The 21,635-nt window shown below is 45.0% G+C and carries 12 protein-coding genes; 3 read left to right on the forward strand and 9 right to left on the reverse strand.

Annotated features, from left to right (window positions below; all coding sequences use genetic code 11):
- Positions 1–44: 44 nt before the first annotated feature.
- The 8 genes from GC096_RS27440 to GC096_RS27475 form a co-directional block, all read right to left on the reverse strand.
- Positions 45–5,471: an S-layer homology domain-containing protein gene (locus GC096_RS27440; RefSeq protein WP_171634651.1), complete on the reverse strand. Its 5,427-nt coding sequence runs from the start codon at positions 5,469–5,471 to the stop codon at positions 45–47.
- Between the two features lie 328 nt (positions 5,472–5,799).
- On the reverse strand, positions 5,800–7,560 hold the full coding sequence (locus GC096_RS27445; protein ID WP_171634652.1) for a DUF8769 domain-containing protein: 1,761 nt from the start codon (positions 7,558–7,560) through the stop codon (positions 5,800–5,802).
- Positions 7,561–7,651: 91 nt separating this feature from the next.
- Complete coding sequence (locus GC096_RS27450; RefSeq protein ID WP_246302996.1) at positions 7,652–9,256, reverse strand: extracellular solute-binding protein; 1,605 nt, start codon at positions 9,254–9,256, stop codon at positions 7,652–7,654.
- A gap of 56 nt (positions 9,257–9,312) precedes the next feature.
- Positions 9,313–10,209 (reverse strand): carbohydrate ABC transporter permease, encoded by an 897-nt coding sequence (locus GC096_RS27455; RefSeq protein ID WP_171634655.1) that lies wholly within the window; start codon positions 10,207–10,209, stop codon positions 9,313–9,315.
- A gap of 3 nt (positions 10,210–10,212) precedes the next feature.
- Entirely contained in the window at positions 10,213–11,100 is an 888-nt protein-coding gene (locus GC096_RS27460) for an ABC transporter permease (protein WP_376769528.1), read from the reverse strand.
- A 360-nt stretch (positions 11,101–11,460) separates the two neighbouring features.
- Positions 11,461–13,026, reverse strand: coding sequence for a DUF3502 domain-containing protein (locus GC096_RS27465; RefSeq protein WP_171634657.1), 1,566 nt, complete (start codon positions 13,024–13,026; stop codon positions 11,461–11,463).
- Positions 13,027–13,131: 105 nt separating this feature from the next.
- Positions 13,132–14,019 carry a carbohydrate ABC transporter permease gene (locus tag GC096_RS27470; protein WP_312886353.1) on the reverse strand — a complete coding sequence of 296 codons (888 nt, stop codon included), beginning with the start codon at positions 14,017–14,019 and terminating at the stop codon, positions 13,132–13,134.
- Positions 14,020–14,033: 14 nt separating this feature from the next.
- Positions 14,034–14,963 (reverse strand): ABC transporter permease, encoded by a 930-nt coding sequence (locus GC096_RS27475; protein ID WP_246302998.1) that lies wholly within the window; start codon positions 14,961–14,963, stop codon positions 14,034–14,036.
- Between the two features lie 333 nt (positions 14,964–15,296).
- Between GC096_RS27475 and GC096_RS27480 the strand changes: the two genes are divergently transcribed.
- From GC096_RS27480 to GC096_RS27490, 3 genes are all read left to right on the forward strand, one after another.
- Positions 15,297–16,187 (forward strand): ATP-binding cassette domain-containing protein, encoded by an 891-nt coding sequence (locus GC096_RS27480; protein WP_171634659.1) that lies wholly within the window; start codon positions 15,297–15,299, stop codon positions 16,185–16,187.
- 56 nt (positions 16,188–16,243) lie between these two features.
- Positions 16,244–17,029 carry an ABC transporter permease gene (locus GC096_RS27485; protein ID WP_171634854.1) on the forward strand — a complete coding sequence of 262 codons (786 nt, stop codon included), beginning with the start codon at positions 16,244–16,246 and terminating at the stop codon, positions 17,027–17,029.
- A 321-nt stretch (positions 17,030–17,350) separates the two neighbouring features.
- Positions 17,351–18,892 carry a stalk domain-containing protein gene (locus tag GC096_RS27490; protein WP_171634660.1) on the forward strand — a complete coding sequence of 514 codons (1,542 nt, stop codon included), beginning with the start codon at positions 17,351–17,353 and terminating at the stop codon, positions 18,890–18,892.
- A gap of 56 nt (positions 18,893–18,948) precedes the next feature.
- On the opposite strand, the gene GC096_RS27495 is transcribed toward GC096_RS27490, so the two are convergent.
- Complete coding sequence (locus GC096_RS27495) at positions 18,949–21,057, reverse strand: stalk domain-containing protein (RefSeq protein ID WP_171634662.1); 2,109 nt, start codon at positions 21,055–21,057, stop codon at positions 18,949–18,951.
- Positions 21,058–21,635 lie beyond the last annotated feature (578 nt).

Consider the following 21,635-nt stretch of genomic DNA (forward strand, 5'->3'; position numbering starts at 1 on the left):
TCGGTATCCCCTCTGAAAACGATGGTTACCGACCCCATTCAAAATTACATAAATAACAGCCCATAAATGATTTTTGCAGCTTGTGCACGTGTCGCATTCCTATCCGGTGCGAATCGATTTTCAACTAATCCGTTAATGATACCAGCCGCTTGCATCGACTTAACCGCTTCCTGAGCATAAGAGTCAATGTCTAGCTGATCATCGAAACTCACAGGATTGATCAATGTCCGCAGCTCAATCTCTGCTAACGTAATTACTCTAGATGCCATAACGGCCATATCTTGTCTTGATATGGGTTGATTGGCACCAAAAGTCCCATCCTCATACCCTTGGATGATTCCCAACTTCTGAGCGCTTGCCACTGCTTTGAAGAACCAATCGTCTTTATTCACGTCGCTGAAACTCGTTGTAGCATCCGCTTCTATAAGATCGAAGGCATTCATCAGCATCTGAATAAACTGGGCTCTCGTAACCTGTTCATTCGGAGCAAACCGATCACTTTCAATACCATTTACAATTTCTCTTGCTGCCAATGCTTCAATACTGTTTTGCGCCCACACGGCATCCTGAAGATCGGCGAAGGTCACATGCGTATACAAAGCTGTATATGTGCTAAGATGATTTGTCGTAAAAGTGACTTGGCCTGTTGCGGCATCATATTTCCCATTCTTCACCACTTCAAGCGTCTGACCATCTCGGATGTGGTACACAATGACTTGATCGCCGTTCTCGTCAGGTGCGAGCGTATAGCCCATCGAGATCTGAACCGCGTCTCTCCGGAAAAACGAATGAATGTTAATCCCGTCAAGGATGACCTTAAAATCATATAGTGCTTGGTTTCCTATGCGGGAACCCGCTGCTCCAGTAAGAGCATCTGAATGAACCGCCTCCACTACAATCTCCAAAATAGCTGAGTTCGGCTTCACTTGGTTAAATAGCGCATCTGGAGTCAACGCTATCGTCGCCAAACCTGTTCGGAATTGGATGTTTTCGATATTATTCTTGTGAGCTGTGTCAAGGATGGATGCAGGGAGCTTAAGCTGAAATTTCTTAGCACCTGTCACTTTTCCAATATCGATGACAAGCGTTCGATCCGAAGATAATGCTCCTTCTATCGCTTTCTCCAAAGAAGTCATAGGTACTTCGATCTCCACGGTTCCGTCTTGTTTCAGCACTGGGTTTGTAAAGCGGATCGTTCCAGCCTGAACCTCAGGAAGATCTGGCGCTGGCATCCATGTTCCCCCGCCTGAAGGCACGTTACTTTCACCTGAAGGTAACTGAACGGTTACTCGACTAGTCGCCGAATAGCTGCCATCGACGGTCGTCACACGAACCGTTGCCGTTCCAGCTGAGACGCCTGTCACCGTAGCTTGCAAGCCATAGACCTCTTGCGATACGCTGACCACCGCTGGATCGCTGGATGTAAACCGAACCTGTTTGTTGGTTGAATCACTCGGAAGTACAGTTGCATTCAGAACCATGGATTGCCCTTTGTTCAAAATCACTGTCGGTTGGTCAAGCTTCACGCCAGTAACCTTTACTTCTGGCGCATTGATTTGGCTGAATATCAGATCCCCAAATAATTGCGTGTTCTTACTGGAACCAATACCGCTCATGTATTCAAGCCAACCTCGGCGGGTTGTTCCATCGTTCTCATTAATGAGCATGGAAAAGCCAAAAATGTCTTTGTCCGTCACCGTTCGTCCTGGAGGCAGCAGCTCTGTCCAAGGAATCGCGAGCTCATAGGTCGTAGCAATGGCGCTTCGATAAACAGCTGACTGCACAGTCGTCATTTCCCCAATTGGCTTGCCGTTTGCCGCGAGCCATCTCCAAACCATTGGGCCTTGTTCTCCAAGTGCAATCCCGAACTCATTGTTGGCTGAGCTACCGACTCCGCCTTCTCTTCCCGTATCAATGGCGAATTGGATGCTATCCCCTTGCCACAGATCACCGCCAGCTCCTACTTGATAATGCTTGTCATCTTGAACTTCCATACCGATGTATAGCTGATTCATATCCCACTTCAGGAAGCCCTTGCCGCTTAAATCAGCCTCACCGCCCCAGTTCACTATGTTTTTAATTTGATCTGGTCTGTTTATGACGATGGGCATGCTATTACTCCAGCTTTCCTCAGATAGCTTGCCATCTATAATTGGCACTGTCTGGTCGTTTACAGCTGCAATAAAATTAAACGGTCTTTCCACAATCTTCGTAAATCCGCTATCCAAATCAATGGATAATTTCAATTTAGCTCTTGCTTGTTCCGGAAGAGCGGTAATGGGCATGGTGATCTTCGTAATTTCACCTGGCAATAAGTGATTCAAAGTAATTGGATTTCCTTGTCCTAGGGCTAGATATACCGCCTCCGTAACTCGAACGGTACCGTTTAGCTCTTTGTCAGCAGTTGCATTCTCTACATAGATTGCCGCATTCCAATCATTCCATCTTCCAGGCACTGCAACCTCAGGCACAATACGAACTTTGACGGTCTCTAGTACGTTGACCTTCAATTTCATGGCCGCAACGAGTGACGTACCCGAGATAACTTGAACCGTAACCTCGTGGACCTTCTCTTCCGCGTTAAGAGGGATGGGGATTGCAACCGGAATCGCCGTTGTTCCTGCAGTAAAGCTTGCTTCACCTTCGAGTTTCCAATCACCGGATGGACCCATGAGTTGAATCTTTCCATTCAGTTCTGCTCCCAAGCCAGAACGTTGAATAACCGTATGGAGCGTATCGCCACGTCTTACATCCACTGAAGTGTTTTTTAATACAAAGGAATCATCAATCGAAGAGATTTCCAAGCCCGTGCTCGAGTATATGAAAACAGGAGCACCACTAATTGTTAAGCTCGCAATCCCATCATTAACCGGTAAGTAAGAGTAACTCCCATCAATACCTACAACAGTAAGGCTGGTATCCTTCGTTTGGAAAGTGGCTGTTTTGGTCGATTCATCAGCAGCCCACAGCGATGTAATGTACTGATTTTTCCCTTCATGCCAATATTCATATCCATAATACGGATGATCAACATTCGCTTTGGGTCCAATAAACTTGGCGTCTTTCAAAACTTTTGCCATCGTATAGTAAGCATAGTAGCTTGGCTTCGGAACGCCATACCAGTCGATCAAGCCCAGATTATGTTCCAGATTCGTCGGATCGACTCCGTCATCTTGGAAATCGTACCAATGCATGCGCTTAATACCGCCAGCAATTGCATGCATATAGGCTCTAGCTAAGTAATTGCGTTGAGTTATCTTATCTACAGGTCGAAGATAGCCGCTTCCTGTATAGGTGCTCCATCCAAGTTCACTGAATATGACGGGCTTAGACTGATCGCCATATTTTGCTTTCAGCGCATCGATTTCATCTATTTTCCCGATTAACATTTCAGGGGCACCTGGAACGAGACCTGGCAGACTACCTTCATGATTTTTCACATAAGGATGCACATCAAGAACATCAAAGTATGTTTTTACTAAAGCGCCATTTTGCCCATCGGATTTGTACAAATTCTCAAGCCAAGTCATACTTGCTGGCTCAGTCCCGCCTAAAGCAGGCTCAATAAGTAAATTTCGGTTGTCCACTGCCTTCAGGCTCTCATGGTTTTGTTTAAACTGTAAGGCTAGTGCAGAGGGATTCGTCCCTTTCAGATCGGGCTCATTAACGGTAGAGAAGGTCCACGTCCCTTGCTTATTTTCCATGGGTACATCTTGAGGTCCGTGGTAAAACGTGTGGAACCCGATTCCGTATGTATTAGAGAATGTTTTAACCCAAGAATCATGGATCCACCACCGATTAAAATTAATCCCTTCAATGCTTCGCATGAGCATAAGCTTACTGATGATATTCTCTTCTTCTTTATCTCCGTGATGAACATAGTTTCCTCCACCGTAGGGTGTATCATTAATGGCGAAAATGTCCCCAATCTTCTCCCCGCCAAGGACACTAGGCGTCGTTATTTTCATTGTGCTGACATCCTTACGCTCACCCGAAGTTGTGCTCGTTGGCGTTACAGCTATGTAATAGATCGTCTCTGGCTCTAAGGATGAAACCAGAAGGAATTTCCCCTTCTGTTCGGCTGACCCATTTTCGGCTGTCACCCGAGCGGTTAGCCCATTCGTCGATGTAAAGTCATTCTTCTGTATATAGATACTGTACTTATTTACCTTATTGACCACCGAATTGTAGGCTGACCAATCCAGATACAACGTGTTGTAATTTTTGATTGTAGTGGTGAGGTCAACTAGATCTGGCATGTCTTTCTTGACAAGTGTCGCATCATAAAGTCTCCAACCTTTAATCGCAATCTCTCCAGCAATTAACCGATCGGAATCGTTGGCGTTATGCATGACGATTCTGACATATTTGGCGTGCTTGCCAGGGATGCCGTAGGAGGGCGTATTGAGCATCGCATCGGAGTATCGATTGTTCGGATTAGCCGTATAACCGCTGGAGAAATAGTTGATGTTATCTAGGCTTAACAGAACCTCATAACCATCCATGAAATTTCCGCTGCTCGCTTTGGACCAAACATCAATCGAAGAGATTTGGTATACGTCATTCAATGTAAATGTGACGGTTCCGTATTGACCTTGCGAACCTGCAGTCATGCTGGCTGTTGTATCCGCTGTCCCCTCGGTGCTCGAGCCATCAATCAGATCAGGCAAACCGCCTGCACTCCCGTCATTCTTCGCACCAGCCTCATTATCCGTTGCAAGTAATCCTGCCTGTGTCACAAAAGGCTGCTCCGTATTCCATCTATACGTTGCTTTCGTATCTAACTTCGGCGTCCCCGCCCCGTAGTAACCACCGGTCTTTAATTGATTATTGCTTAGAATCGCCGGCTCCTGAACAGCATCACCCCAAATGGCAATTTCTCCGATGCTCATCATAAGCTTGGCTGGATCTTTATGAAGCACAACCTTTACATATCTTGCATAGGGGGCAGGTTTCATATCGCTGCTCACAGGCACAATACCCGCATCATTCCCATAGACAGTCTCCGTTACTGCAACACGATTGTAATTGATGCCATCGAGACTTGCATGAATCTCTACCTGTTTCAATCCGCTTGCAGCTGAAAATTCTGACCACACCTGCAAGGATGTTAGACGGTTTACCGTTTGCAGGTCGTAGACCACTGTTCCATAAGCTTCTCCAGTTTGACTAGCCGAACTGACAACGCTTACAGAACCGTCCATCATTTTATTCGCAGCCAAAGGATCTGAAGCGACAAGATTGGAATCCGTTGCATAAAGCCCATCTTGCTGCCAGGTATATGAGGCTCCTGTATTCATGACAATTGTATTCGCAGGGAACAATTCACCCAGCCTATTACCGCTCAGCAACTTCGGTGAAACGGATTCAGCTGCTAGTGCGGGCATAGGACTCATTGAAGCAATACCCAAACCATGTATGAAAACGAGTATAGCAAAAAGGATGGAACTTATTTTTTTTAGACGTTTCATCACAGAACTCCCTTTCTCGAACGATTGGCCTGACCGACATGTCATTTGATCGAACCGTTATATCAACCCACGTTTTCACACGTCCTCTCTGGTCAATGATCACAACTGGATACTGAAATTAACTTAGTCAAATACGGACAAAATCACAATAGACACTTTTTATATGACGTGGCATTTCTTTCGATCCTGTTGAATCGACTATCATTTAGCAGATTGCTTATGATCACCTTAAAAGATGTAACCTGAAGCATGTTGAGGTCACTCCATTCAACATAAAAAAAAGCATTTCGAACAGAGAGAAACCCCTGCTACAAAATGCTTAATTACCTTAGTTCGGATGCTTATCGTTCGGCTTCAATGAAATCGACAGCTGTTGTGTCGCACGATCGGCAATATCGTCAACATATCTCGCCGTCACTTGGTCGGCTTCTTCCAATAATGTTATTTGAGGATGTAACCCATCCAAATCGCCAATGGATAAGGAGAAAAGAAATGCTGCTTTGTTCAAAGCCATAAAGTCTATCGTGCGTTTCTCGCCATGATGAATGATCAAGTCAAGCCCGTATATGTCTCCTTCTTTGCTTATTTCCCAATCCCAACCTGCCAATGAGCTGGACAACTCTTCCTCACATGGTGATCGCGTTTCTTCCGACTCCTCAAAGACGGCATACACACTTTCGAAACGCAATACCATTTCATCAATGATCACCAGCGCTTTGGCACCTTGCTTCTCTAGCCTTACGCGTTCCAAGCAACCGCCAAATTCCATGCGAATCCGGAAATCAGTCGCTGCTATGTTCCCTTGGATACGATCCAAATTGGGATGTGTATCCCCGCCATTCGTTAGGAAATTCACTCCGAGCAGTACTTGAGTGCTGCTTGCTGCCGTTTGGAGTACTGCTGAGCAATAATCATATCCGTCATGCAAACAACGCATTTGTAGATAGGTGCTATGTTCGCCATTATCGAAATACGCCACCATCCCTCTTGTTTGATTCCACATGATTTCATGACGAAACACGCCGATTGTATACGCTGGAGTAAGAAAAGTGTCTGCCCACTTCACAAAGCCAGTCTCCTCATTTCGATAATAAATCTGACTGAGATCACTTTTCATTTTCCGAGTAAATAGCTGCACATAAGGTTCCGGGCATTGAATTCCGTTGCCAAACCATTCTGAATCATATTCTAAATCCCATTGGTTTAAGAAAACAATTTGGTTGCTTGTAGCTATCTGCAAGAATGAAAGCGCTCTATTATTTAGCAAAGTACTATAGCTGCGACTGTGTGGACCTGCCCATTGCCTAGAGCTCGGATGATAGTGCTCCGCAACCATTCGCCATACCAAATCCAATAATTCAGTTGCGATGGACTTTGCGCGAGAATGGGTTGCATATGTATGAATTTTTGACAGCTCTACAATGGCAATAATGGAATACGCTGGACTGTTGAATTCTTGAAATGTCCCTAACTTAACTGTATAGCGCTGAAGCTTCTCCAATCGATCCAGCCCATAATCGGCAAGATCCTTCCGTTCATACAACTCACCCGCGATTAAAGTTACAAATGCTCCCATGATCGCAATATTCGTATAATGAGGACCCACGTCCCTTTTGATAATGGCGTCACAGGCACAACAAACCGCTTCATGGATTTGTCTCTTCAACGATTCAGGCAGTTTATGACCATGACGCAGCATCGCTAACAGCAGTTCTTTTCCGCAAAAGTCAGCCCAATTCCAATCAGGCGGAGCCATCTGTGCCAGTGGTTCTTCGTAAAACCAAGGCCAGATTCCGTACGTATCATGACTCCTCTCACGATCTTGTAAGGTTAACACACGACCTATAATATCGCAGGCTCTCTCCTCATATTCCGCTATTTCCGTATTTAACAAGCCAACCGCATAGAGCAGTGAATGATAAGTCGGATGAATTGTCGGGTGATCCTGAGCTGTTAATGAGGTATGATACCCTGGACTATGAAAGGGGCGGCGAAGCATACAGATCTGTGGATCATAATCACTTTCTTTCGCGCTAATGGCCTTTATTAATAACTCTTTATAATCAGAATTCTGCACATGTACGTTCATGTTGGGAAGTTCCTCCTTTAAAAGAATAACAATGGGAAGGTCAGCCTGCATGAGCAAGCAGCCTTCCCAAAGATTCATTTTTTCACTCGTATTATTTCAAAAACTCTTTGTTCTTCTCATACCATTCTTGGGCCAGCTTCTCCACATTTTCCCCGCCAAGTCGCTTCCATTCTTTGCGAACTTCTTCCATCGCAGTTTCTGGGGTTGAAGCATTGCCGCCTGTTACGGCTTTCACCTCAATTTGTGTTGCAATTGGATGGAATGTTGCGATTAATTGACTGACTTCTGGAAGATCCGGATTAAAGGCAATGTCTCTGCGATATTTATTTTTGAGGGCCACATTCAAAGATTGTGTCTTTATTTTCGCATATTCTTGGGATACAGCATCTTGCGCAGCCATGACCGGGAACCACTCAGGTACTAAGCTAAAATCAGATACGATTGCGTACTCATTCGCGTAAGATACTTCCTTACGGGATTTATCAGCATTAAGAACTTGAGGAATCTTCCCATCCAACAGTTTGTAATGAACGTTTTCCTCGCCGTACTTCAGTGACATATCCCCTTTTTCCATCATCCAATCTAGGAATTTAACAGCTGTTTCAATTTTATCTTCTTTCATCTTGCTGTTAAAAGCGACAAGAATATTCGCCGGCAGCTCCTGATACAACCCATTTTTCCCATATTTACTAGCTACCGGCTCTAACGGAACCATCTTCGCATCCGGCACATTTTTCTTTAGATCTAAAAATTCATTTTGCATATTCCAAGAACTCATATAAATACCTGATTTGCCCGTCGTCCACAATTGACGCGCTCGCTGGAAGTTGCTATCCGTAATATATTCTTTATCCAACAAACCTTGGTCGAATAACGATTTCTGATAAGCGATGGAATCCTTGTAGCGATCCAACGTTCTACCAAATTTCATTTTGCCGTCTTCCAAATACCATTGATTCTCATTCACCGAAAAGAGGGCTCTGATAATTTGCACAGCATTACCATTGAACGCAATCGGTACGGTATCTGCTTTACCATTGCCGTCAGGGTCCTCATCTTTGAATTTTTTAGCCACTTCAATCAATTCTTCCGTTGTCGTTGGTGCCTTTAATCCAAGTTTATCCAACCAATCCTGACGGATCCACATGGCATGGTTGGCAATACCATCAATACTTCTGCTGCTGGTAATTGCATACATTTTACCATTAATGGTCATTGCAGATTTCAGCTCAGGATGTTCTTGCAGATACTTTTTCAATGTCGTACTGTACTTCTCAATGTAGCTGTCAATGGGCTGAATGGCACCTTGGTTAGCTAATTGGGCAATATAGTTGCGATCATACTCCCAGATGAGATCTGGCGCACTGCCAGAAGCAACCAGGGTGCTTAACTTCTGTTGAGCCTGCGCTCGGGGAACTGGAACCCAATTCACTTTCGCAGGTGAATTTTCATTGATCCATTTCGTCCAGCGGTTATCCTCATAGCTGCCTTCTTCTGCGGCTACTGTACCTCTATCAAACGTGGAAATGCTGATTTCTTTCTTCGGTCCTACCGGTGTTGCCGCAGCTGGTGCACTGCCTTGTGGCACAGTCGAGCTGCTTTCGGTCGTACCCGTATTCGAACTACAGGCAGCAAGTACCGCCAAAGACAAGCTTGCAGCAAGAACTGGTTTCCAAACATGTTTCGACTTGTTCAATGAATTCATCCCCTTATAGTTTGGTATCTATACCAAGGGCTATTTGCCCCATGATATCAGCCTTTAACTGATCCAATCAAGACTCCTTTAACGAAATGTTTCTGAAGGAACGGATAGACAATCAGAATTGGCGTAACTGCGATGACGATGGCAGCCGCTTTGATGCCTTCTGGCGTCAGGACCACATTAGCCACGCCTTCACTTCCAGAAGCATTGTCGAGCAAACTCTGATCCACCTGCAGAATCATTTGGTAGAGCTTGAGCGTCAGCGTCTGCATGGTCGTTTTGGTCACATAAAGCAATACGTTGAAATACGAGTTCCACCAGCCCACAGCATAAAACAGGGAAAGAGCAGCTAAAATCGGCTTGCATAAAGGTACGATGATCTGAGCCAAAATCCGCCAATCACCTGCGCCGTCGATAGCCGCAGACTCCTCAAGTTCCTCTGGTAAGCCCTCCATGAACGTTTTCATCACGAACATGTTATACGTACTTATTAAAGAAGGCAGCCATAATGCCCAGTACGTATCCATAAGACCTAAGGATTTTACGAGTATAAAATTCGGAATTACACCCGAAACGAACAACATCGTAAATGTGATGAACATGAGGATGGATGTGCGTCCCATCAGTCTTCGTCTTGAAAGCGGATACGCGGCCAATATAGTAAGTGCCATATTAAGCACTGTTCCCACAACGGTTACCAGTACAGTGTTGCGCATGGCTACGAAAAGCTGCCCATCCTGGAAAAGCCGCTGGTAAGCTTCCGTATTGAATTCAATTGGCCATAAGGACACCTCCCCCGCTGTAATGGCTCTACTGCTGCTGAAAGAAGCTGCGATCTCATACCAAAAAGGGTACAAAGCAATTAATGAACAGAAAGCGAGCACCGTGTAATTCGCTGCTGTTCCCAAACGAGTCAATAAGGGTTGATTTCTATTGTAGGTTTTCATCGATTACCAAAGCCCCCGTTCTCCGAAAACTCGGGTTAATCGATTCACGCCAACGACTAGAATCAAACCAACCGCGGATTGGAATAAGCCTAATGCTGTCGTATAGCTATAGTTCATATTTTGTAAGCCCACACGATACACGTAGGTGCTGATGACATCCGCTACATCCAATACAGACATATTCTGGAGGACCAGCGTCTGCTCGAGACCCACATCCATCATGTGCCCCATCCGAAGGACGAGCAAAATAGCAATTGTGCTGCGAATTCCAGGTAACGTAATGTGCCATATCTGGCGCAGTTTCGATGCTCCATCCATCTTCGCTGCTTCATACTGCTGAGGATCAATGGATGCCATAGCTGCTAAGTATAAAATAGTGCCCCAACCCGCTTCACGCCAAATACCGGATAATGTGTATGCGATTGGCCACCAGCCGGAACTGGCCATGAAGTAGATGGGCTCGATGCCAAACACTTTCGTCAGCACCAAATTCACAACCCCTGTGCTCGGGGAAAGCATAGCTATAAAGATACCCCCTAGAACAACCCATGAGATAAAATGAGGTAAGTATAGCAGATTCTGCACAGTCCTTTTATACCACTCTTTGCGCACTTCATTGAGGAGAAGCGCAAGAAGAATAGGTACTGGGAATCCTAAAACAAGACTGTAGACATTGAGCAGCAAGGTATTCCTGAGCACTCTCCAAAAATCAATACTTTGGAATAAGCTAGTGAAGTGTTTAAATCCCACCCAGTTACTCCCAAAAATACCATCTGCAAATCGATAATCCTTAAAGGCGATAATTTCACCAACCATCGGAGCGTATTTAAATAACAGATAAAATCCGATCACAGGCAGTAGCATCAGATACAGATGTCGATCCCGTATCATTCGGTTTCTGAATGTGGATTGCTTTGGTTTGATCCATATTGGCTTCCGTTGGTTTCTACCTGTATGGAAACCGGTCGCTCTTTCCTCCATGTTGTGTTCACCCTTTCGAAATTGAGCCTGCTGTTGTGCTGGCAATTCGATCGTATCCTGCGGTGAAGAGATTGGAAATAGACATGTTTTGCCCAGTTGACCTTTCTTACAAAACATCCTGTCACCTTTCTTACACACAGTTCATTTTGTTAAGGTGACCATAGACATTCCCTGTTGCTATGCGGGTTCTCACTTGGTAAACAAATAGCAGCCTCCCCAGAATGGAGAGACTGCTGATTATTCGATCTAGTTCACAGAGGCAACACTTTCTTATTTCGAAGCTTTCCAAGCATCAATTTGCTTCTGCATTTCAGCTAGGATATTGTCTAGTCCGGCTTTTTTCAGCTTCGCATTCATCGCTGGCAGTGTCGTGTCTGGATCAGCAATCCCCGTGATCAATCCCGCATAGAATTCATCTACGACGGATGCGGTTTGTGCCAATTCACTTTTCACGTTACTTGGGTCAAATGAGAAGCCGAGAATTTTGGAAGGAATCGCTGCGGCATTCTTATCCGGACCTGCTGGGAACCATTTCGGCTGCGTTGCACTAGTTCGGAACGAATTGAACATGTTGCCATACTCCCAACCGGAATCCACCCAGTAGCCGGCATTGTCCATCTTTTTGATCAGACCATCTGAAACCTTCGTATAATGCTTACCTTCAATCCCATAGCTCATCAAATTGAATAGCTCCGCATTGGAATACATCAAGTTGTAGAACATCATCGCTCTTGCAGGATCTTTGGATGTGCGAGAGATCGCCGTCATGGTCGCGATAATGGAGCCTGTGCTCATATAGGGTTTAGAGAATTCGATGGCTGCTACATTTGCAGCATCCCCACCACCAAAGCGTTGCGCTTGGTTGGCTGCCGAGTCCGGATTAATGACCGTGAACGTGGAGGATACATATTTGCCTGCCAATTCATCCGAGTTCGTATCTTTAATCGTTGCTGCATCTTTACGAATAATGCCTTTGGAGTACCATTCGCGCATTTGTTTCAAAAAGGCCGTGAATTCCTTCGTCTCATACAAATTCACAACTTTGGAGGATGCATCGTCGATGCGAACTACACCCGGGTTCTTTTGTGAGAAATACTCAAGACCGATGGCACTGCCGTAGTTCCCCATAACATCCGTATCACCCTTCAGGCTGAATGGATATTTGTCTGGCTCCGACGCTTTCACTTTTTCGAAAAATGGCGTCAAATCGGCCAAAGTTTTGAACTGCTCGGCTTTATAGCCATATTTGTCTAAGGTCGTTTTGTTCATCAGTAAGCCTGGTGTACGAGCCAGAACTTGGGTATTAATAATCCCGTAAAGCTTGCCTTTCACTTTCGCCGCATCCCAAGCAGCTGGAGGAACCTGTTTCAAAATATCTTGACCATATTTGGGCAACAAGTCGGTGATGTCGAGGAATGCTCCTTTATTTACGTTTTGCAAATAGTCATTCGTCCAGTTGGATGTGAAAATCAGATCCGCTTTCTCGCCAGAAGCTGCAATCGCTTGCATTTTCTGATCGTACGTACCCCAATCGACCAATTGAATGTTCAATGTTGCGTTGATCTTTTCTTTGGTAATTTTGCTCATCGCATCTTGAACCAATTTCGCATCAGGGAATACGCTTTGCGGTAAATACCAAGTGATTTCATATGGCTTAAGCTCCGTTGCGGCTGGTACAGATGACGCTGTTGCCGCTGGAGATGCAGGTGCTGCGCTGCTGGCTGCTGGGGATGGTGAAGAGCTATTCGTGCTGGAACCGCAAGCGCTGAGCAGCATAGAAAGGGACACGCAGCTTACAATAACGGGAGATAGCGCTTTGATTGTTCTATTTTTCATATGATCGAACCCTCCTGATTTCATGGTCAACATGGTACAAATGAAGTCATGTATTATCATCCGATCCGGATTCGGATTGACAAACGAAATGAGCCTTACACTCAGTTAGCCTTTAACGGCACCAACTGTCAATCCTTTGATCAAGTATTTCTGAAAGAACGGGAAAGCGAACAACATCGGGCCTGCTGCCAGAATGGCAATCCCCATACGGGAAGATTCAGCTGGAATCGCACTCATATCAATGCTGATGCCGGCTTGCATATTTTTCGTCAAAAACTCGATATTAGACATGATTCGCTGCAAGTAGTATTGAAGCGGAATCAGATTCTCATTTTGAATGTACAGCATGGCAAGCCACCAGTCATTCCAATATGCCAAAGCATAGAACAATCCTACGGTCGCTAGTGCCGGCTTCGAAAGTGGAAGAACAATTCGTACGAAGGTGCTCAGTTCGGAAGATCCATCGATTTTGGCCGACTCAATAATTTCAAAAGGCAACCCATCCATAAAGCCCTTCATGAGCATCGTGAACCACGCGCTGACCCCATAGGGAAGAATTAAGGCCCAAATCGTATCTTGCAGGTGTAACACACTTGTCATAACGATATACGAAGGAACCAATCCGGCATTGAAGAGCAACGTGAAGAAGACGAAGTAGCCTGTGATTTTACTATACCGATAATCCTTCCGAGTCATGATATAAGCCAAGGAAGAAGTGAGTATCAAGCTTAACACGGTTCCTACGACTGTCACAAAAATCGTCACCATATAGGATTGAAGCAGTGCCTTTGGTGTTTGAAAAATATACGAATACGCAACAAACGTAATGCGCTCCGGGATCAGCTGGTAGCCGAATTTGGCGATGTCCCCATCGAACGAGAGTGAGACCGAAATAACGTACAGCATCGGATAGATGAACAGGATGGATAAAACCACAAAGAATAGAATGATCAGCCAGTTATTTTCTGACTTTTTCTTGATAGATGAACGCACCGCCACCCTCCTCCTTAGAACAACGCATGATCTTTACTAAATTTCCTGACGAGTAAGTTCGTCGATACGACTAGAATTAAGCCAACCACTGCCTGATACAAGCTAGCGGCGGACGCCATGCCTAGATCACCTACGACTCGCAACGAGCGAAACACATACGTATCTACGACATCTGTCGTCGGGTATAACATCCCTGCATCTCGGGGCACGAAGTAAAATAATCCGAAATCCGAGTAGAATATGCGGCCCACATTGAGCATGAACAGCATCGTAATCAGCGGCAAAATGAGCGGGATTGAGATCTTGCGAATTTGCTGTAAACGCGAAGCTCCGTCTATAGAAGCAGCCTCATAATAACTGTTGTCGATGGACAGCAAGCCAGTGAAGAAGATGATGGCGGTGTAGCCGACATTTTTCCATAAATAGGTGAGTGTTAAAATGAGGGGCCAATAGCCTGGCTTACTGTACCAGTCGATTGGGGCGACATGGAACTGATCCAATACCTTATTGATCACACCGAAGGATGGATTCAGCAAAATGTAGCTGACGAAACCAACGACAACCCACGAAAGGAAATAAGGAAAGAACAAGATCGTCTGGAACAGCTTCACCCATCTCCGGCCCAACTCTGCCAGTAATAATCCAATGACTAAAGCGCAGGACATGCCCACCACAATAAACAATCCATTTAATAGCAGCGTGTTTCGTGTAATCCTTAGTGCATCTTGTGAGTTGAAGAAAAACTTGAAGTTATGCAGCCCAACCCAATCGCTTCCCCAAATGCCTTTGGCGTAGTTGATATCTTTGAATGCGATCACGATACCGTACATAGGTAAGTAGTAAAAGATGAACACCACAATGATGGCCGGCAATCCGATCAAAAACAAACTTTTTGCCTTCCAGAAATGCTTCGATTCTTTGCGTATAGCTGAGAAGATTCCCAAGTATGCTGCCTCCTTCTGTCTGGGTTACCATGTGTCCTCTTTGCGATTTCATCATACGAAATTCGGTAAGAAATTGGATACTGCTCATTTTTGCTGGGGTTAAAATGTACTGTACGATTTGAACATCGGAGGGATTTTCACTGTACTTTTTTGTGATGAAAGTGGATAAAACCCTTATATAATGCGGGTATTCGCGGGAAGTAGGTGGCGTATGGGGAAAGGAAATGAGACGCACGACGGAGTACAATATCGGTCTTGAGAACGATCATAAATAACTGAGTATGCAATACACTGTTTATATGATCCACAATTCAAAGAACGGGGAGATAACGAATGACAACGAATTCGATTGAAGTAAGCGGCTTGCGCAAAAGCTTTGGCAAACAAACCGTATTGGATGGCATTGATTTACAGGTAACAAAGGGGTCCATATTTGCGTTGCTCGGGCCAAATGGAGCAGGAAAAACGACGCTGATAAACATTCTATCAACGTTATCTGAAGCGGATGCGGGTTATGCGCGAATCGAAGGGTATGATGTCATCGCTGACCGCAAGATCGTGCGGGGATCAATCTCGCTCACGGGGCAATTCGCAGCGGTGGATGAAATACTGACGGGACACGAGAATATCATCATGATGTGCCGGCTAGCTGGCTTATCTGCTGGCGAGTCCCGCATTCGTGCAGCGGAGCTACTGAAGCAATTCGAGCTGGAAGCCGCGGCTAGTAAGCGTGTGAAATCCTACTCTGGCGGCATGCGCCGCAGGCTGGATCTGGCGGTCAGCCTTGTCGTTAGTCGTCCCGTGCTCTTCCTTGACGAACCGACGACGGGCTTAGACACGGTCAGCCGTCGATCCCTGTGGGAGACGATTCTGCGGTTGAAGCAGCAAGGCATGACGATTCTGTTGACGACGCAATATTTGGAAGAGGCCGATCAGCTTGCAGACGAAATCGCCGTGCTGAATCACGGACGCATCGTCGCATCCGGCTCCGCGGAGTCCTTGAAAGCTCGTGTTGGCGGCGAAGTCATCGAGCTCCGTAATGCCTTGGATGAGGTCATCCTATCCATACCGACAAGCGGCACTGTTCAGGATGTTCGCCAAACGTTGAACGAAATCGCGGGCTCGTGCCCGTCCGGCACGCGCATCTTCATTCGCAAGCCAAGCATGGACGATGTCTTTCTTGCGCTGACGACAACTGATAACAAGGAGGCTTTCCTCGTATGAGCGATTTCCATTCTCTGAAGAACTTACAGCCGTTGAACTCGAACAACTCTATGAAGATGAATAACGTGCAACCTATGCCAAAGCCAGCTTCATTCGCAGCCACCAACGCCGTCTTCGTCGGACGCAGCATCCGTCACAGCTTGCGTAACATCGAGTCGCTCATGATGGCTATCATGCTACCCATTATGCTCATGCTGCTGTTTACCTATATATTCGGCGGTGCCCTTGATCCGAGCGGCAACTACGTGAACTATGTCGTCCCAGGCATCATCCTATTGTGCGCAGGCTTCGGTTCATCGAGCACAGCTGTTGATGTGGCAAGCGATATGACCAATGGCATTATCAACCGTTTCCGGACCATGCCGATCAGCAGCATCAGTGTCATTACGGGTCATGTCGCCGCAAGCCTTGCTCGAAACTTGCTTGCTACTTGCATGGTCATCGGCGTTGCGCTGCTTGTCGGTTTTCGTCCAAACGCGACATTCATCGAATGGCTTGGAGCCATTGGCCTCATCATCTTGTTCATTCTGACCTTTACCTGGCTATTCGCCGCGATTGGCCTCGTCACGGGCAGCCCTTCCGCTGCTAGCGGCTACGGCTTCGCGCTGCTGTTCCTCCCTTATCTGTCCAGCGCATTCGTCCCAACGAATACCATGCCGTCTTGGATACAGGGATTTGCGAACCATCAGCCCATTACACCGGTTATCGAAACGATCCGCGGGCTGCTAATGGGTACGCCGGTGCTGCATAACGGATGGTGGGCTATCGGCTGGTGTTCGGCCCTGCTGGTGATGTCCATTGGTTGGTGTCTCCTTGCGTTCCGTCGGAAGAGCGGGAAGTGAGTATGGCTAACACAAACTAGAAATAACGATATGCCATCATTCTATTTCGTGAAAAATGCGGTTTAGCCCGATATAACGTTATGGCATAACGCTATTCTCCTTTTAATAGCTCCTATTCTACTTAAACGTAGAAATAGCGTTATGCCATCATTCTATTTCCCTCAGATGTAGGCTCGTAGCCTGAATAACGTTATGGCATAACGCTATTCACAGGGATAGCCTTCAATTTCTACACATTATTTTTCCTTACAAAGGGATATCCCATTTCGATGAAGAATGAGTATGTAAATCTTTTGAAAATAAGGAGTTTGATACCTTTACATGGTTATTCAGTCTAAGGTTTTAGTCAAAACTACATTAGCGTTAGGCTTAATGCTGAGCTTCTCCATTACGGCTTCTATTCCACACACCCACGCCGAGGAAAACAATGTGGGTTGGAAGGATATCGCTGTTGGAGGGCGAGTTAGCCTGGGAGTCAAAAACGATGGCAGCGTCTGGGCATGGGGAGAAACGAACCGTGGTGGTGTTTTTGGCAATGGCGAAAAGGGTCCAAGTGCTACGAACACGAAATTTCCTACACAGGTGAAAGAATTGAATGATGTCATCTCCATCGCTGCCGGTTCCGAGCACGCACTCGCCGTTAAAAAGGATGGTACAGTGTGGGTATGGGGTGATAATTTAGGCGGGCAAGTCGGTGACGGTATGCAGACGACTCTTGAGACAGGTTCAGGCAAAATGGTTACAGATAATAACCGTGCTGTTCCACATCAGGTCGAAGGATTAACACATGTCGTTTCCGTTTGGGGAGCTTGGGGGAAAAGCTATGCAATTAAAGATGATGGAACACTATGGGCCTGGGGAGGTATCTACTATAAGAAACCTGATGGATCTACCGGTACCTACACGTACCCTGTCCAATTAAGATTTCAAAATGTAAGCAGTATTTCTACGGGATTTGGCGACAACCTGTTAGTTCTGGATAAAGACGGAACCGTATGGATGCTTGACCGAGGAGCCATCGTGAAGATTGACGGACTCAGTGATATTACAGCTATCGCAGCAGGTGGAGTCAACTCCTATGCCCTACAAAAGGATGGCAGCGTTTGGGCATTTGGGTCAAATGGTCTAGGTGTTATCGATGGCCAGAACCTCGCTACTAATAAGTCCGCTCCTCAGAAAATACAAGGCATCCAGGACATTATCGATATCCGTGCTACCGCTGGCGGTCCCCTTTATTTGAAGAAGGACGGTACTGTTTGGGCTAGCGGTAATAACCACGGTGGTCAATTAGGCATTGGTTCCTATGATAATAGCGAAGTCCCTGTACAAGTAAAAGACTTGATGAAAATCACTATAATAGGAGCACATGGGACTGGTTATCGCTCATTAGCACTTAGAGAAGATGGCACACTATGGTCGTGGGGCGGCGGTTATTCCGGGGACGGTACGGAGTGGTATCGGACTGAGCCTGTTTGGATAAAAAGTAAGGATGATGAAGCTTCACCTCAAACTAAGTTAATCTCTGTACGTCTAGATGGAACATTGCTCTCGTTCGAGCAGCAACCCACGATCATCAATGGAAGTACACTGGTTCCCTTGCGTAAAATATTCGAAACATTTGGAACCCATGTAACATGGGATGCTGGTACCTCAACGATTACAGCAACAAAGGGGAGCAACATCCTGACATTGGTCGTTGGAAACACAACAGGTACCTTGAATGGAAAATCGATTTCGCTTGACGCTCCTCCTACCATTATCAATGGCAGCACCCTAGTGCCTGTTCGTTTTATTGCTGAGTCCCTTGGTACCAAGGTGGATTGGGTTCCTGAAACACATACAGTAAACATCCTCACGAAATGAAAAAAGGCCATTCCTTCTTATAGGAGGATGGCCTTTTTTGGTGTACTAGCTTTGTATTAGTCAAACGTGATGAAATCGAAATCGATGTACCTGTCCTGTTGCAGTTTCATTTTCTCTTCCGCCTTTAACGCTATCACCATAACCTCTTCATCATCATTCTCCACTGCAGCAAACTGATATCCACTTGCTTTAATCATGTTATTTATTTCCTTGAGTAAACCATAGGTATTCATATAACTACCCGCATGCTCAGGATGAATGACTCGCTCTTGACCATTCAACTTAAAGCTAACAGTGATTGGCCCTTCTTCTGCGTCCCAAGTTTCCTTTATATCAGTCGGCTGAAATGCCCCACGCGATATTTTGCTCCACTGTCCTAACGTAGTTACGTAAGCCTCTTTTCCCTTACCGACATCTAAATCCCAATCCTCTACCCAAACACGGTCTTCGTCTGCTATTAAAAGTGAGAGTTCTGCTAAATCATTGTAATACTCGCTAGAATCGAAAGGATTCCAATCTGTAAACTTCTTTTGTAATTCCAGCATTTTGTTATCAAATTCTTGACTTGTCAGTCCCTTAACATTTTCAAAAAAGCCTAGATTCCGATAATAATGCGCTGCATCTAATAATCGTTCGGTGGGCTTAAGTGCGCCAAACTTTTCTTTGCTTAGCTGATAGGGTGTTTTTATTTCTTCTAAAGATTGTAAGATATTTTGATAGTCTTTGTTAATTTCCGAGTAAACGAGTTCTCCTGAAACGAGAATAACATTGAAAAAACTATACATCCCGTCGACTATTGTATGAGTAACTGTAAGATCTTCACCCTTCGTTCCGCTCTTTGAATAGGCAAATTGCCGTGCATTTAACCCATTCGTTTTCAAAGATTTTTCCTCGTAAAATTTAGTGATCTTCTGATCTTCCAACACTTTTTTTATACCCGCTTCATAATCATCTAGTGTCAGAGTCTCTTCGAATAGTGACTTTGATTCTGAAGAAGATAACAAAGCGTTATTACCGCTTCCCGCGTATAGTTGGTATTTTACGTTAGCTGGAGGCGTTAGACTCAACCAATTCCCACCTAATGTTGCTTTTAACTTCTTATCAGGGGTAACAATAGTTCGCGTAGATTGAAGATAAATCGTTTTCAAACTGCTTTCCCAAGTCACTACAAATTTGGACGCTTCTCCTACAAACCGGATGGGCACAAAAATACTTCCTTCGATATTTCTCGGCGCAACGGTTAACGTATTGGAATCGCCGTTTAAAGTAGCCTTTGGATTATCAACCTGCAGAGTAATCTTCGTTCCCTGCTTCTCCGCTTGAATAGTTCGTGTTGTCCCATCCCATTGAATAACGAAACCTAGCTTTTCAAAAAGAGGCCGGAACTGTACCAAAGTCGTTCCCGCATCTACCAATGGAGCAAGATCAAACAGAACACGCTCATCGTTCACTAATACGGAGATGCCAGACACCTTGTCGGATGAAGCAGAAGCCCGATTTACCGCAACCCCTGATTGTTCCAATTGCTCCAACAGCGCGTTAGACTTTTCATTAAGAGAATCTTTGGTTACATAGATTTGGCGTAGTTTATTCATTACACCGATCGATGAGATATCTGCAACTGGGTTATTGGAGACATCCAGCCATCCAAGCTTAAGTTTGCTAAGTGGTTGAATGTTCTTAATTTTATTGTTACTTGCCAGTAAGTCGGTCAGACCAGTCAGACGAGAAAAACACCCAATTTCCTCAATTTGATTATTAGAAATGACTAATTTTTGTAAGTCAGACAGATTCGCGATCGGACAAGCATTTTGAATTTGATTATTATTAATAGCAAGAAACGTTAACTTATACAAACTACCTAGCGGAGTGACATCAGTAATCTCTTGATTAGGCAAGTATAATTGTTCCAGATTACGTGCCATATTCAAACCTTTTAAACTCTTAATTTTCTCTTTCCCTTTCGGATATAGGGATGTTAGTTTTTGTAAATTTGTATAATCCAGTGCCGTACCCTCTTCTAATTTCAGCTCTGCCCGAATTTCTTTTTCGAGAACTGCATCCTCGATTTTAACCTCTGGCGAAGCAGCATATGTCTGAGTTGGGACCAAGCTGCCCCATGATAATATCCCAATTAATGCAATGGCAATAATTTTATATTTCACTGTTCATACCTCCATTTCAATTTACTTGAACAATCCATTTAAAGCGCTGATATCGGTTAATTCGTTATGATTAAAATCAATAGATACGAGATGTGTTAAGTTAGCAATCGGCGTTAAATCAGAAATTTCACGTCACTACAGTCGTCGATTCTGCATGGACTGTATTAGAACCTCCTTATGAATTGCTCAAGATCTTATCCTCCTATTTAAAATTTGCCTTAAAACCTCTCCCCATTATAGTAGAGCGAAACCCCATTAGTATACTAAATATTACAAATTATCCAATCTATTAAATGTAGACATATCAATAAGCCGTTCAGGCAGATAACGTTACGCCATCGCCTTATCTCGTAGAAAATGGCTGAATATACCCATTTAACGTTATGGCATAACGCTATTGTCCCTTTACTGGCTCATTTACTACTTCAAAGTAGAAATAGCGTTATGCCATCATTCTATCTTCCTTGAAAATGTGCTATTAATCGAAATAACGTTATCGCACAACGCTATTCGCAGGAACAGCCTTTACCCAAAAAAAACAGCGCTTCGGCTATGCCGAGGCGCTATTTTTTGTATTA

Source organism: Paenibacillus plantarum, from assembly GCF_013141695.1.
Taxonomy (GTDB): Bacteria; Bacillota; Bacilli; order Paenibacillales; family NBRC-103111; genus Paenibacillus_E; species Paenibacillus_E plantarum.

Excerpts from the sequence above, each read along its gene's own strand:
- GC096_RS27440 (WP_171634651.1), bottom strand. The coding sequence starts at position 5,471 with ATGAAACGTCTAAAAAAAATAAGTTCCATCCTTTTTGCTATACTCGTT.
- GC096_RS27445 (WP_171634652.1), bottom strand. The coding sequence starts at position 7,560 with ATGAACGTACATGTGCAGAATTCTGATTATAAAGAGTTATTAATAAAG.
- GC096_RS27455 (WP_171634655.1), bottom strand. The coding sequence starts at position 10,209 with ATGAAAACCTACAATAGAAATCAACCCTTATTGACTCGTTTGGGAACA.
- GC096_RS27460 (WP_376769528.1), bottom strand. The coding sequence starts at position 11,100 with ATGATACGGGATCGACATCTGTATCTGATGCTACTGCCTGTGATCGGA.
- GC096_RS27465 (WP_171634657.1), bottom strand. The coding sequence starts at position 13,026 with ATGAAAAATAGAACAATCAAAGCGCTATCTCCCGTTATTGTAAGCTGC.
- GC096_RS27480 (WP_171634659.1), top strand. The coding sequence starts at position 15,297 with ATGACAACGAATTCGATTGAAGTAAGCGGCTTGCGCAAAAGCTTTGGC.
- GC096_RS27485 (WP_171634854.1), top strand. The coding sequence starts at position 16,244 with ATGAATAACGTGCAACCTATGCCAAAGCCAGCTTCATTCGCAGCCACC.
- GC096_RS27490 (WP_171634660.1), top strand. The coding sequence starts at position 17,351 with ATGGTTATTCAGTCTAAGGTTTTAGTCAAAACTACATTAGCGTTAGGC.